The organism is Aeromonas sp. QDB34 (assembly GCF_027705405.1).
Taxonomy (GTDB): domain Bacteria; phylum Pseudomonadota; class Gammaproteobacteria; order Enterobacterales; family Aeromonadaceae; genus Aeromonas; species Aeromonas hydrophila.
The window spans coordinates 35,181-48,835 of the sequence record NZ_JAPDBT010000008.1; the positions used below are offsets into that span (position 1 = coordinate 35,181).

At 64.4% G+C, this 13,655-nt stretch carries 10 protein-coding genes; 8 read left to right on the forward strand and 2 right to left on the reverse strand.

What is annotated here, in order from left to right; translation table 11 throughout:
* Nucleotides 1-53: 53 nt before the first annotated feature.
* Nucleotides 54-1,568 carry a YifB family Mg chelatase-like AAA ATPase gene (locus OKC29_RS12555; protein WP_073352180.1) on the reverse strand — a complete coding sequence of 505 codons (1,515 nt, stop codon included), beginning with the start codon at nucleotides 1,566-1,568 and terminating at the stop codon, nucleotides 54-56.
* A 383-nt stretch (nucleotides 1,569-1,951) separates the two neighbouring features.
* Between OKC29_RS12555 and ilvG the strand changes: the two genes are divergently transcribed.
* From ilvG to OKC29_RS12590, 7 genes are all read left to right on the forward strand, one after another.
* Nucleotides 1,952-3,598 (forward strand): acetolactate synthase 2 catalytic subunit, encoded by a 1,647-nt coding sequence (gene ilvG, locus OKC29_RS12560; RefSeq protein WP_073352178.1) that lies wholly within the window; start codon nucleotides 1,952-1,954, stop codon nucleotides 3,596-3,598.
* Nucleotides 3,595-3,846: an acetolactate synthase 2 small subunit gene (gene ilvM / locus OKC29_RS12565; protein ID WP_005306810.1), complete on the forward strand. Its 252-nt coding sequence runs from the start codon at nucleotides 3,595-3,597 to the stop codon at nucleotides 3,844-3,846. Before ilvG ends, ilvM begins: the two co-directional genes overlap by 4 nt.
* A 12-nt stretch (nucleotides 3,847-3,858) precedes the next feature.
* Nucleotides 3,859-4,803 (forward strand): branched-chain amino acid transaminase, encoded by a 945-nt coding sequence (locus OKC29_RS12570; protein ID WP_024945526.1) that lies wholly within the window; start codon nucleotides 3,859-3,861, stop codon nucleotides 4,801-4,803.
* A 145-nt stretch (nucleotides 4,804-4,948) separates the two neighbouring features.
* Nucleotides 4,949-6,790 (forward strand): dihydroxy-acid dehydratase, encoded by a 1,842-nt coding sequence (ilvD, locus tag OKC29_RS12575; protein ID WP_024945527.1) that lies wholly within the window; start codon nucleotides 4,949-4,951, stop codon nucleotides 6,788-6,790.
* A 3-nt stretch (nucleotides 6,791-6,793) separates the two neighbouring features.
* A complete protein-coding gene (gene ilvA, locus OKC29_RS12580) occupies nucleotides 6,794-8,314 on the forward strand; it encodes a threonine ammonia-lyase, biosynthetic (protein WP_011707857.1) in 1,521 nt (506 codons plus the stop codon).
* Between the two features lie 247 nt (nucleotides 8,315-8,561).
* Nucleotides 8,562-9,668: a porin OmpA gene (gene ompA / locus OKC29_RS12585; protein WP_024945528.1), complete on the forward strand. Its 1,107-nt coding sequence runs from the start codon at nucleotides 8,562-8,564 to the stop codon at nucleotides 9,666-9,668.
* Between the two features lie 152 nt (nucleotides 9,669-9,820).
* A complete protein-coding gene (locus OKC29_RS12590) occupies nucleotides 9,821-10,945 on the forward strand; it encodes a hypothetical protein (RefSeq protein WP_162275795.1) in 1,125 nt (374 codons plus the stop codon).
* A 79-nt stretch (nucleotides 10,946-11,024) separates the two neighbouring features.
* Here OKC29_RS12590 and priA read toward each other — a convergent pair whose 3' ends face one another.
* Nucleotides 11,025-13,232: a primosomal protein N' gene (gene priA / locus OKC29_RS12595; protein WP_073352177.1), complete on the reverse strand. Its 2,208-nt coding sequence runs from the start codon at nucleotides 13,230-13,232 to the stop codon at nucleotides 11,025-11,027.
* A 147-nt stretch (nucleotides 13,233-13,379) separates the two neighbouring features.
* Between priA and rpmE the strand changes: the two genes are divergently transcribed.
* On the forward strand, nucleotides 13,380-13,595 hold the full coding sequence (rpmE, locus tag OKC29_RS12600) for a 50S ribosomal protein L31 (RefSeq protein ID WP_016352348.1): 216 nt from the start codon (nucleotides 13,380-13,382) through the stop codon (nucleotides 13,593-13,595).
* Nucleotides 13,596-13,655: the final 60 nt, after the last annotated feature.

Below are 13,655 nucleotides of genomic sequence, written 5' to 3' on the forward strand. Positions count from 1 at the left end.
CGATGGCCCACGAGACCATGCAAGGGGCCATCGCGGTCGCTTCCTGCCCCGTATCAGCCGCTGCGCAGCCGTGACAGCAGCCGGTCCATGGCCCGGTAGCCGAGCGCCTCGATCAGGTGCTCCTTCTCGATGGCCTGCCGTCCTGCCAGATCGGCGATGGTGCGCGATACCCGCAGGATACGGTGCCAGGCCCGGATGCTGAGCCCCAGCTTCTGGATGGCATTCTCCAGAAACTCGGCATCCTGTGGCGATAAGCGGCAAATTTCTTCAATTTCACGGCTATCAAGCAGGTTGTTGAGCTTGCCGTTGCGGCTCAGCATGCGCTCCCGTGCCGCCAGCACCCGCTCGCGGATCTGCTGGCTCGACTCCCCCCGCTCCGCCTTGCCGGTCAGGCTGCCCTTGGGCAGCAGCGGTACTTCCACCGTCAGGTCGAAGCGGTCGAGAAAGGGGCCGGAGAGCTTGCCGAGGTAGCGCAGGATCTGATCCGGGCTGGAGCGGGTCTGGCCATCGCCATAGTGGCCGCAAGGGCTGGGGTTCATGGCGCCGACCAGCTGGAAGCGGGCGGGGAAATCGACCTGGCGGGCGGCCCGGCTGATGGTGATGTGGCCGGTCTCCAGCGGCTCGCGCAGGGAGTCGAGCACCTTGCGCTCGAACTCGGGCAGTTCATCCAGAAACAGCACCCCGTTGTGGGCCAGGGATATTTCGCCGGGCCTTGGGTGACTGCCACCCCCCACCAGCGCCACCGCCGAGGCGCTGTGGTGGGGTGTGCGATAGGGCCTGTGATGCCAGTGACCGGCGCGCGGGGTGAGGCCGCCGATGGAGTGGATGGCGGCGGTCTGCTGCGCTTCCTGTTCGCTCAGCGGCGGCAAGATGCCGGGCAAGCGGCTGGCCAGCATGCTCTTGCCGGTGCCGGGCGGGCCGATGAACAGCAGGTTGTGGCTGCCGGCGGCGGCGATCTCCAGCGCCCGCTTGGCCTGGGACTGGCCGATCACGTCCTGCAGGTCCGGCACATCGGGCAGGGCATCCGTGGTCTGGGGATCCGGCAGCGGCAGCTCGTACTGGCCCGCCAGCCAGGCGGTGACGGCCAGCAGCTGATGGGCGGTGCGCACCTCGGCGTCCTGGATCAGCGAGGCTTCGGGACCGTTCTCTCGCGGTACCAGCAGGGTGCGACCCGCATCCCGGCAGGCGAGCACGGCGGGTAGTACCCCGAGCACGGGACGGATCTCGCCGGTCAGGGCCAATTCGCCTAAAAATTCGTGATCGAGCAGGTATTTTGCCGGTATCTGCTTGGAAGCGGCGAGAATGCCGATGGCGATGGCCAGATCGAAACGGCCCCCCTCCTTGGGCAGATCGGCGGGGGCCAGATTGACCGTGATGTGTTTGCTCGGGAACTCGAAATTGCCGTTGAGCAGGGCGCTGCGCACCCGATCTCGCGACTCCTTCACCGAGGTTTCCGGCAGGCCCACCATGTTGAAGGCGGGCAAACCGTTGGAGAGGTGCACCTCCACCGTCACTTGCGGGGCCGCGACACCTAAGCTGGCACGGCTATAAACCACAGCTAATGACATAAATCCCGTCCTTGGTTTGATGTATGTGCTGGTTAACCGTTTTTTATTAGTTTTTTGTTCCAATTGACGCGTTCGGACTCAGTCAAAATCAGAGTCTTGTCAGGCAAAAAACGCTTGCCCAATAAAAATCACCGTGCTAGTTCTAATAGCGATTCGCGGTAAAAACCGCCCAATTTCACAGGATTTCCGGTTGTAACTATGAACATGGCCTCCCGTTTCGTCAGCATTATTGTGGTCCTAGTGGTGATTATTATCTCACCGCTCGGGGCTCGTTTAGCTGCACGGAACAAGGGATAGACCCACCACCGGACAGAACGAAACAAGCGACCCCCGAGCCTCACAGCCCGGGGGTTTTTTTTCGACCAAAGGACAGGATTTTCCACATGAACGGCGCGCAGTTTTTGGTACAGGTTCTCAAAAAACAGGGTGTGACCCAGGTGTTTGGTTACCCGGGCGGGGCCATCATGCCGGTCTACGATGCCCTGTATGACGGTGGCCTGGCCCATCAGCTCTGCCGCCACGAGCAGGGTGCCGCCATGGCCGCGGTCGGTTATGCCCGCGCTTCCGGTCAGGTGGGGGTCTGCATCGCCACCTCCGGCCCCGGCGCTACCAACCTGGTGACTGGCCTCGCGGAGGCGCTGCTCGATTCGGTGCCGCTGGTGGCCATCAGCGGTCAGGTGCCCTGCGCCGCCGTCGGGACCGATGCGTTTCAGGAAGTGGACGTGCTCGGCATGTCCCTCTCCTGCACCAAGCACTCCTTCATGGTGACCGATGTGGCCGATCTGCCGCAGGTCATTGCCGAAGCCTTCGCCATCGCCAGTGAAGGGCGCCCGGGCCCGGTGCTGATCGACCTGCCCAAGGATGTGCAACTGGCCAAGGTGCCAACCCAGAGCCCGCTGTTTGCGGTAGCAGAGCCCGAGCATCTGAGCCAGGCCGAACTGACGGCCGCCCGTACCCTGCTGGCTGTCGCCGAGCGCCCGGTGCTCTACGTCGGCGGCGGGGTGGGCATGGCCAATGCCGAGTCACAGCTGCGCGACTTTGCCGCCGCCACAGGCATGCCAGCGGTCACCACCCTCAAGGGGATTGGCGCACTCGACCCCGACAGCCCCGTTTATCTCGGCATGCTCGGCATGCACGGCACCAAGGCTGCCAACTACGCGGTGCAGCAGTGCGACTTGCTGCTGGTGGTGGGCGCCCGTTTTGATGATCGGGTGACTGGCAAGCTGGAGGAGTTCGCCCCCGAAGCCAAGGTGATCCACCTGGATGTGGACGCCGCCGAGTTCGGCAAGCGCCGCGCCGCCGAGGTGGGCATCACCCAGGATCTCAAACAGGTGCTGCCGCGCCTCGCTATGTCCCTCTCCATCGAGCCATGGCGTGAGCACTGCGCGAACATGGCCCGCGAGTATGCCTTTCGCTACGACCATCCTGGCCAGCCCATCTATGCCCCGGCGCTGCTCAAGCAGCTCTCCGCCAGATTGCCGGAGAGCAGCGTGGTGGCCTGCGATGTGGGTCAGCACCAGATGTGGGTGGCCCAGCACATGCGCTTCACCAGCCCGCGCAACCACCTCTCCAGCGCTGGTCTCGGTACCATGGGCTTCGGCCTGCCGGCCGCCATCGGCGCCAAGATGTCGCGCCCCGAAGATGAAGTGGTGCTGGTGAGCGGTGACGGCTCTTTCATGATGAACGTGCAGGAGCTTGGCACCATCCGCCGGGCCCAGCTCAAGGTGAAGATGGTGCTGCTGGACAACCAGCGCCTCGGCATGGTGCGCCAGTGGCAGGAGCTGTTCTTCGACGGCCGCTACAGCGAGACCATCCTCTCCGACAACCCCGATTTCATCGCCCTGGCTGCCGCCTTCGGCATCCCCGGCGAAACCATCACATGCAAGGATCAGATAGCTGGCGCCCTCGATCGCCTGCTGGCCAGCGAGAGTGCCTACCTGCTGCATGTGGCCATTTCAGAGGAAGAAAACGTCTGGCCCCTGGTTCCGCCAGGAGTCGCCAACCACCAGATGATGGAGCAACGCCCATGAGTCAGTTCAATACCTTGCAAATCCATGCCCAGCCCAGACCCGAAGTGATGGAGCGGGTGCTGCGGGTGGTTCGTCACCGCGGTTTCAACCTCTGCGCCCTCAACATGGAGCAGGATTGCCAACAACTGCGGATCACGGTTACTGTCGAGTCGGTGCGTCCCATCCAGCAGTTGTGGAGCCAGCTGGTGAAGCTGGTGGACGTTTCCCGGGTCGATGCACTGGAACAGCAACCCCGGATCAGAGCTTAAGGAGCCAAGCCAATGTCACAGCCTTCCCAATCCGCCACTCACCCCCAATACATCTGGTTCAACGGCAAACTGGTGCCCTGGCAGGATGCCCAGGTGCACGTGATGAGTCACGCCCTGCACTATGGCTCCTCGGTGTTCGAAGGGGTGCGCGCCTATGATACCCCCAAGGGCACCTGCATCTTCCGCCTGCAGGAGCACACCCGCCGCCTGTTCGACTCCGCCAAGATCTACTGGATGGACGTTCCCTACAGCGAGGCCGACGTGAATGAAGCCTGCCGCACCGTGGTGCGCGAGAACGGCCTGAAGAGCGGCTACCTGCGCCCGCTGGCCTTTGTCGGCAACGTGGGGCTGGGGCTGCATCCGCCGCTGGATGCCAAGGCCGACCTGATGGTGGCCGCCTTGCCGTGGGGCGCTTATCTGGGGGAAGAGGGGCTGAAAAACGGGGTGGATGTCTGCGTCACCTCCTGGAACCGGCTCGCTCCCAACACCATTCCTACCGGCGCCAAGGCCGGCGGCAACTATCTCTCCTCCCAGCTGATCAGCCGCGAGGCCAAGCGCAACGGCTTCGCCGAGGGGTTGGCGCTGGATGTAAATGGCTACCTGAGCGAAGGGGCGGGGGAGAACCTGTTCCTGGTGAAGAACGGCGTGCTGTTTACCCCGCCCGCTACCGCCGCCATCCTGCCCGGCATCACCCGCGACACCATCATGACGCTGGCCCGTGACTTGGGTTACGAGGTGCGCGAGCAGGCGCTGCCCCGTGAGGCGCTCTATGTCGCAGACGAAATCTTCATGACCGGCACGGCGGCGGAAGTGACGCCGGTGCGCTCCGTCGATCGGATGAAGGTGGGCGCAGGCTGCCGCGGCCCGGTGACCGAGCAGCTGCAAAACGCCTTTTTCGGCCTGTTCAATGGCCAGACCGAAGACAAGTGGGGCTGGCTGACGCCCGTCAACGACTGATGAGAGAGGGGAGGCGCCATGCCTCCCCGAGTCGCTTCCGGTCAGGGCACTGCGCTGTGCCCTTACCAGGATCGATTCCCGATCCGAGAGTCACTTTTTCATTTCCAAAGATAATGAGCCCGCTGGGCATTCAGGGAGTAGAGACATGCCGAAGTTGAGATCCGCCACCACCACCCACGGACGTAACATGGCCGGGGCCCGCGCCCTGTGGCGCGCCACCGGAATGACCGATCAGGATTTCGGCAAGCCCATCATCGCCGTGGTCAACTCCTTCACCCAGTTCGTGCCGGGTCACGTCCACCTCAAGGATCTGGGCCAGCTGGTGGCGCGCGAGATCGAAGCCGCCGGCGGGGTGGCCAAGGAGTTCAACACCATCGCCGTGGATGACGGCATCGCCATGGGCCACGGCGGCATGCTCTACTCTCTGCCGTCCCGCGAGCTTATCGCCGACTCGGTGGAGTACATGGTCAACGCCCACTGCGCCGACGCCATGGTCTGCATCTCCAACTGCGACAAGATCACCCCGGGGATGCTGATGGCCGCCCTGCGCATCAATATCCCGGTGATCTTCGTCTCCGGCGGCCCGATGGAAGCGGGCAAGACCAAGCTCTCCGATCAGATCATCAAGCTGGATCTGGTGGACGCCATGATCCAGGGCGCCGACCCCAAGGTTTCCGACGCCCAGAGCGAACAGGTGGAGCGCAGCGCCTGCCCTACCTGCGGCTCCTGCTCCGGCATGTTCACCGCCAACTCCATGAACTGCCTGACCGAGGCGCTGGGTCTCTCCCAGCCGGGCAACGGCTCGCTGCTGGCGACCCACAGCGACCGCGAGCAGCTGTTCAAGCTGGCGGGCCAGCGCATCGTGACCCTGGCCAAGCGCTGGTATGAACAGGACGATGCCTCGGCGCTGCCGCGCAACATCGCCACCAAGGCGGCGTTCGAGAATGCCATGGCGCTCGACATCGCCATGGGCGGCTCCACCAATACCGTGCTGCACCTGCTGGCGGCGGCCCAGGAGGCGGGCGTCGACTTCACCATGGCCGACATCGACCGCATGTCGCGCAAGGTACCACAACTGTGCAAGGTGGCGCCCTCGACCCAGAAGTACCATATGGAAGATGTGCACCGCGCCGGCGGTGTGGTCGCCATTCTGGGTCAGCTGGAAAAAGCGGGCCTGGTGCACGGGGATACCCGCAACGTGCTGGGGACCTCGTTGGTGGAGCTGCTGGCCGAATATGACGTCAGCCGCCAGCCCAGTCAGGAGGTGGTGGACTTCTATCGCGCCGGGCCAGCCGGGATCCGCACCACCAAGGCGTTCAGCCAGGATTGCCGCTGGCCGGAGCTGGATCTGGACAGAGCCGAAGGCTGCATCCGCTCGCTGGACAACGCCTACAGCCTGGAAGGGGGCCTGGCCGTGCTCGCCGGCAACCTGGCGCTGAACGGTGCCATCGTCAAGACCGCCGGGGTGGATGAGGAGAACCTCACCTTCCGCGGCCCGGCCCGGGTATTCGAGAGCCAGGACACGGCGGTCGCCGGCATTCTGGATGGCACCGTCAAGGCCGGTGAAGTGGTGGTGATCCGCTACGAGGGCCCGAAAGGGGGCCCCGGCATGCAGGAGATGCTCTACCCCACCACCTATCTGAAATCCATGGGACTCGGCAAGGCATGCGCCCTGATCACCGATGGCCGCTTCTCCGGCGGCACCTCGGGCCTCTCCATCGGCCACGTTTCGCCGGAGGCGGCCTCCGGCGGCACTATCGGTCTGGTGGAGGATGGCGACATCATCAACATCGACATCCCGGCTCGCAGCATGGTGCTGGAGGTGGCCGACAGCGTGCTGGCTGCCCGCCGCGTCGCCGTCGAAGCCCGTGGCTGGAAGCCGCTCGATCGCCAGCGTCAGGTCTCCTTTGCCCTGCGCGCCTACGCCATGTTCGCCACCAGCGCCGATAAAGGTGCGGTGCGCGATCGTTCGATGCTGGGGGAATAAATCATGGTCTCTGCAGCGGATTATCTACGCAAGGTGCTGCTCTCCCCCGTCTACGAGGCGGCGCGGGTCACCCCCCTGCAAACCCTGAAGAAACTCTCCGAGCGGCTCGGCAATCACGTCAGCCTGAAGCGGGAGGACCTGCAACCGGTCCACTCCTTCAAGCTGCGCGGCGCCTACCACAAGATCGCCACTCTGACCGAGGAGCAGAAGGCGCGCGGCGTCATCGCCGCCTCCGCCGGCAACCACGCCCAGGGGGTCGCCCTGTCGGCCGCCAAGCTCGGTATCAAGGCGATCATCGTGATGCCCAAGACCACGCCGGACATCAAGATCGATGCGGTGCGCCGGCAGGGCGGCAACGTCATGCTGTTTGGCAACAGCTTCGACGAGGCCTATGGCGAGAGCCGCCGCCTCGCCGAGTTGGAGGGCTACACCCTGATCCCGCCGTTTGACGACGTCGAGGTGATCGCCGGCCAGGGCACCATCGGCAAGGAGCTGCTGGAGCAGGATACCCACCTCACCCACGTGTTCGTGCCGGTGGGCGGTGGTGGGTTGGCCGCCGGGGTGGCGGTCTACATCAAGCAGCTGCTGCCGGATGTGAAGGTGATCGGGGTGGAGGCGGAGGGTTCCGCCTGCCTCAAGGCTGCGCTGGCGGCCGGCGAGCCGGTCAATCTGGAACGGGTCTCGCTGTTTGCCGACGGCGTGGCGGTCAAGCGTATCGGCGAGGAGACCTTCCGCCTGTGCAACCAGTATCTGGATGAAGTGGTAACCGTCTCCAACGACCAGATCTGCGCCGCGCTGAAAGACATCTTCGACGACTGCCGTGCCATTGCCGAGCCGTCGGGCGCCCTGTCGCTGGCGGGCCTCAAGGCCTACAGCGAGCGGGAGCAGGTCAAGGGGGGGCGGATGGCGGCCATTTTGTCCGGTGCCAACGTCAACTTCCACAGCCTGCGTTACGTGTCGGAGCGCTGCGAGATCGGCGAGAAGCGCGAGGGCATGTTGGCGGTGACCATTCCCGAGCGCAAGGGGGCCTTCCTCGACTTCTGCCGTCAGCTGGGGCCCCGCATGGTGACCGAGTTCAACTACCGCTACGCCGATGCCGAACAGGCGTCGCTGTTCGTCTCGGTGCGCCTCACCGGCGGTGACGAGGAGCTGGGTCAGATCATCGATCAGCTCGGCGGCAATGGCTATCCGGTGGTCAACATGACCGAGAGCGAGCTGGCCAAGAACCACGTGCGCTACATGATTGGCGGCCGCCCGGCCCGGCCCCTCGGTGAACGTCTCTACAGCTTCAAGTTTCCGGAGCAGCCGGGCGCCTTGATGCGCTTTCTGGAGACCCTGGGCTGTCGCTGGAACATCAGCCTGTTCCACTACCGCAACCACGGTGCCGACTACGGCCGGGTGCTCTGTGCCTTCGAGCTGCCTGATGAAGACGTGGCGGCCTTCCACGACTACCTGCACGAGATTGGCTACGGCTGGAAAGAGGTGAGCGACGATCCCGCCTACCGGCTGTTTCTGGCCAGCTAGGTGGGTTGCAAGCAACAAGAGGGAGGCCATTGGCCTCCCTTTTTCATGGCGCTGGCCGGCACATCCGCGGATACCTCCTGCATGGGGCGTTTTCCTGCCGGGAATGCCGGGCGCTTCACACTCTTGAGTCCCAAGTCATTTGAGGCTGGCAACAGATGGGATAACCTGATGGACGGGGCCGGGTTTGCCCCATCAGGGAAGAGAGGCGCAAGAGCGCCCATCACGACTCATTGCAGAGGCTTTCACCATGAACAAATCGATACTTGCCGTGCTGGTCAGCGGCCTGCTCGTCAGCGGGGCCGTGCAGGCTGCCGCTCAGGACAACACCTGGTACGTCGGCGGCAAGGCCGGCTGGTCCAAGTTCTTCGACGTGGATCAGAAGCAGGTCGTCTCCGACACCCTGGGGGCGCTGCAAAACACCAGCACCAGCAAGGATACGCTCGGGCTGGGCGCGTTTGCCGGCTATCAGCTCAACCCCAACCTGGGCTTCGAATTCGGTTATGACTGGTTCGGCAAGTACACCTCGTCCGGCGAATTGAGCGGGGTGAGGGTGGAAGGGGAAGCCAAGAGCCAGATGATCCAGACCACCATGAAGATAGGGTTCCCGGTCAACGATGCGCTGGATCTCTATGGCCGGATCGGCGGCGGCTACGCCTGGACCAACAGCGAACTGTCGGCCCAGACGGCCACCGACTTCATCAAGGATACCGGCAACAAGCATGGCGCCGTGTTCGTCGGCGCGCTGGGGGCCGAATACGCCATCGACCGTGACTGGGCCGCCCGCCTCGAATACCAGTACACCACCCCGCTCGGGGATACCTCTCTCGATCGTTCCGGCATCGAGATGGACAACGGCATGCTGGCGTTTGCCATGCTCTATCGCTTCGGTCAGCAGGGCGGCGAAGTGGCGGCGCCCGCACCGGCCCCGGCTGCGGCGCCTGCTCCCGCCGTGGTGGTGGTGCCCAAGACCTTCAGTCTGAGCTCGGACGTGCTGTTTGAATTCAACAAGGCGACCCTGAAGCCGGCTGCCAGCCAGGCGCTCGACAACCTGTTCAGCCAGATAGTGGCGGCCAATCCGAAAGATGGGGTGGCGACCGTGATCGGCCACACCGATCGCATCGGCTCCGACGCCTACAACCAGGCGCTCTCCGAGCAGCGCGCCCGCAGCGTCGCCGACTACCTGATCGCCAAGGGACTGTTTGCCGACAAGGTGCGGGTCGAGGGACGCGGCAAGTCCTCTCCGATCACCGGCAACAACTGCAGCAGCGGCTCCAAACCGGCGCTGATCGCCTGTCTGGCACCGGATCGCCGGGTGGAAGTGCGGCTGGAAGGGGTCTCCCAACCGGCGCAATGACCACGGTGGCAGCATGAACGACAAGGGAGGCCCAGGCCTCCCTTTTCATTGCCGCCAGCGGGGGCGGTTATGTGCGGATGCCGATGCCGCAGCCCTCTGATATAGCCAATCGGTGTTAAGCCCCCCCCGACAGTTGGTCGATAACTGACCAGATGTATGGCGCCGAGGGCGAAGATATGCGCATCGATCACTACGACCTCCAGGGGGAGGTGCAATACCAGCAGCAACAGGCGCAGTCCCGCAAGGTGCGCCGGCTCGGTCCCGTGCCGGCAGCCAGCCAGGTGCAGTCCCAGGCCACGGCGCCGGCGGACTCGACGCCAGCGGCCGGTGGCAGCAACCAGCTCACCTTCACCCGCAGCAGCCTGCTGACGCTGCAGATGGCCAGCCGCACTGCTGCCGGCCCGGTGCCAGCGGCTTCCACACCGGCCCCCGCCAAGCCTGCCGAGACCGGCAAGGGCGAACAGGATGGCATTCCCAACGACGGGCTCGACAATCGCCAGCGGCTGATCAAGCTGATGATCGAGGCGATGCTGGGCCACGAGATAGAGTTGCCGGATCCGATCAAACCGGCCGACCAGAGCGCGGAGGGAGTACCCGCCCCGACGGGTGAGGGGAGCCAGCCTGCCGCCGAGCCGGATCAGCTGGTGGAGGTGACCGACAGCCTGCTGCAAAAAGAGCTGCTCAACGTGGTGGCGGCGGCGAACTTGCAGACCCAGGATGGCCAGACCCTGCAGCTGGATCTGGGCTTTGTGCTGGACTGGCGCCAGCTCGACATCAGCCAGCGTCGTACCACCCTCAATGCCCTCAAGGATCCGCTGGTGCTCAGCCTGGACGGCAAGATAGCTGGCCTGACCGACGCCCGGGTCAATTTCGACATCGATCAGGATGGCAAGGTGGACAGCCTGCCCGGCCTGAGTGAAGGGAGCGGCTTCGTGGCGCTGGATCGCAACGGCAACGGCACCATAGATGACGGCGGCGAGCTGTTTGGGGCCCGCTCCGGCAACGGTTTTGGCGAGCTGGCGACCCTGGATGAGGATGGCAACGGGGTGCTGGACGAGCGGGACAGCCAGTTCTCGGCGCTGCAGTTCTGGCAGCCGGAGCAATCCCCCATCACTCTGGTGGAGCTGGGGATCGGCGCCATCCTGCTGCATCCTCTCGATACCCCCTTCAACCATCTGGGGGAAAGCGGCAATCAGGGGGTGTTGCGCCAGTCCGGTCTCTATGTGACCGAGCAGGGCAAGGGAGGCTGGGTGCAGCAGGTCGACCTGCGGGTCTGACCCCTGCACTCGCATGGCAAACCCGGTCGCTGACGCCGCGCGCCAGCGGCCGCTTCACCATCAGCGACCAGAGCCTGACTCAGTTCAGCTCGGTGGGGTCTATGTCGAGGCTCCAGCGTACCCGCTTGGTCTCGGGCCACCCCTCCAGCTCCTTCACCGCCCAATCCAGCAGCTGGGCCAGTGGCGCCCGGTTCGGCCCCTGCACCAGCAACTGCATGCGAAACTTGCCCGCCTTGCGCTCCATGAAGCCGCTGATGGGCCCGAGCACCTGAACATGGGGATAGCGGGCGCTGCGCAGGGTATCGGCGAGACGGCTGAGGAACAGTTGCACCTCGTCGCGGCCGTTGGCCTCGGCCCGAAACAGCCCCTGATAGCTGAACGGTGGCAGCCCCAGCAGGCGGCGCTCTTTCAACGCCGTGTCGGCGAAGTGGCCATAGCCGTTCTGGGTCAGATCCTGCAGCAGGGCGTGCTCCGGATGGTGGCTCTGCAGCACCACCAACCCCGGCTTGCTGGCACGGCCGGCACGGCCCGCCACCTGGGTGTAGAGCTGGGCCAGCTTCTCGGCGGCACGAAAATCGGCACTGAATAGCGCGCCATCCACATCCAGCAGCCCGACCAGCGTCACATCCGGGAAGTGGTGGCCCTTGGCCAGCATCTGGGTACCGATCAGGATCTTGTACTTGCCCGCCTTGATGTCGCCGAGGTGAGTTTCCAGCTCCCCCTTGCGGCGGGTGTTGTCCCGATCGATGCGCACCACCGGATATTGCGGGAACAGGGTGCCGAGCAGCTGCTCCAGCTGTTCGGTGCCGACGCCGGAGCCGATGAGCTCGTTGCTGCCACACTCGGGGCAGTGGTGGGGCAGCGGGCGCACGCTGTCGCAGTGGTGGCAGTGCAGCCGCCGCCCGGCCTGGTGCCAGGTGTACCAGGCGTCGCAGCGCTCGCAGGCGGCGCTCCAGCCGCACTGGTGGCAGATAAGAGCCGGAGCATAGCCACGACGGTTGAGAAACAGCATCACCTGATTGCCGGCCGCCAGGTGCTCTGCCATCAGCTGTTCCAGCTGGGGGGAGAGGCCGGCCTGCAGCCGCACGTTCTTGATGTCCAGGATCACCTGACGGGCTGTCTGGGCATTGCCGGCGCGACGAGTGAGAGTGAGGTGGTGATACTTGCCGCTGCGGGCGTTGTGCAATGTCTCCAGCGACGGGGTGGCCGAGCCGAGCAGGATGGGGATGCCGGCGCGATGGGCCCGCATCACCGCCAGATCCCGCGCGTGGTAGCGAAAACCGTCCTGCTGCTTGAAGGAGCCGTCGTGCTCCTCGTCGATGATGATGATGCCGAGGTTGTGAAACGGGGTGAACACCGCGGAGCGGGTGCCGATCAGGATGGCGGCGCCACCGTCGCGGCAGGCGAGCCAGGCATCGAGCCGCTCCCGGTCGTTCATGGCGGAGTTCATCGCCACCACCGGCACGTTGAAGCGGCGCCGGAAGCGGTTGATGGTCTGTGGAGTGAGGCCGATCTCGGGCACCATCACCAGCGCCTGCTTGCCCGCCTTGAGCAGGGGCTCGAGGATGCTCAGGTAAACCTCGGTCTTGCCGGAGCCGGTGATGCCATCCAGCAGGAAGGCGCCAAACTGGTCGCTCTGGCTGGTGACGGCGGAGACCGCCAGCGCCTGCTCGCCGTTGAGGCGCAGCCCCTCGCCCGGTTCAAAACGAGCGACCCAGTCGCCGTCATGGCTCGGCTCCAGCGAACGCTTCTCCAGCAGCCCCTTCTTCTCCAGCGCGGTGAGTGCGGCGCTCGAAATCTCCTCCTGCTTGAGGGCGGAGGGGGTCTGCGGCCCCTTGCGCAGCAGGGCGAGCGCCTGCTGCTGCTTGGCTGCCCGCTTGAGCTCGTTGAGATCGACCGCCATGCCGGCTTCGGTGGCGAACCAGAACTCCAGCTCGCGATAGGCGGCGGGCTCCCCCTTGCGCACCAGCACCGGCAGGGCGTGGGGCAGCACTTCCCCCAGCGGGTGCTGGTAGTAGCTGGCGCTCCAGTTCATCAGCGCCAGAATGTCGGGCCCCAGCACGGGGGCGCCATCAAGCACGCGTTTGATCGGCTTGAGCTTGTTGCGCGGCACCTGGCTGTCGGCCGGGTGATCCACCACCAGCCCGACCAGGGTTTGCGGGCCGAACGGGATCTCGACCCGGCAGCCGGGAGCAGGCAAAGGTAGGGGGGAGAGATAGTCGAAGTGACGGCGTAACGGCACCGGCACAGCCACACGAACCAGATCCAGCGTTTGGGAAGAATTCACCAGAGATTGCCTATTTTTTCTGCGAAGCCACTTGCCTGAACTCAGGCATTTCCTATATTATTCGCAGCCTTTGAAACTGTGTTCAACAATCGTGTGGTGTCCGACAGAAGATCGGATAGCGACACGGCCTGATAATTGAGGTTGTCCATGAAAGCTGGTATCCATCCTGACTACGTAGCCATCACCGCCAAGTGCTCTTGCGGTAACGTCATCAACACCTTCTCTACCCTGGGTAAAGATCTGAACCTGGACGTGTGCTCCGAGTGCCACCCGTTCTATACCGGCAAGCAGAAAGAAGTTTCTAGCGGCGGCCGCGTAGACAAGTTCAACAAGCGTTTCGGTGCGATGACCACCAAGAAGTAATTCTACTTCTGAAGAATTCTGAAAAAGGCGCCCAATGGGCGCCTTTTTTATTGGTCGGCG